The 276-nt window shown below is 65.9% G+C and carries 1 protein-coding gene; it reads left to right on the forward strand.

Annotated features, from left to right (window positions below; translation table 11 throughout):
• Positions 1 to 276 (forward strand): ABC transporter substrate-binding protein (locus tag SB764_RS39890; protein WP_410866734.1); only part of this gene is annotated, 276 nt, incomplete at both ends.

Below are 276 nucleotides of genomic sequence, written 5' to 3' on the forward strand. Positions count from 1 at the left end.
CCTGCTGCAGGCGCAGGCCAGCAAGGCCGAGATCCTGGCGCTGGCCAATGCCGGCGCGGACGCCACCAACGCGATCAAGGCGGCCAACGAGTTCGGCCTGACCAAGACGATGCGGCTGGCCGGCATGATCATGTTCATCAACGATATCCACGCCATGGGCCTGGAGACGGCCAAGGGCATGTACCTGACCGACAGCTGGTACTGGAACGCGTCGGACGAGACGCGGGCCTGGGCGCAGAAGTTCTACGAGCGCCGCAACGCCATGCCGTCGTCGCT

It is taken from the genome of Paraburkholderia sp. SIMBA_027, assembly GCF_046535315.1.
GTDB classification, from domain to species: Bacteria; Pseudomonadota; Gammaproteobacteria; order Burkholderiales; family Burkholderiaceae; genus Paraburkholderia; species Paraburkholderia tropica.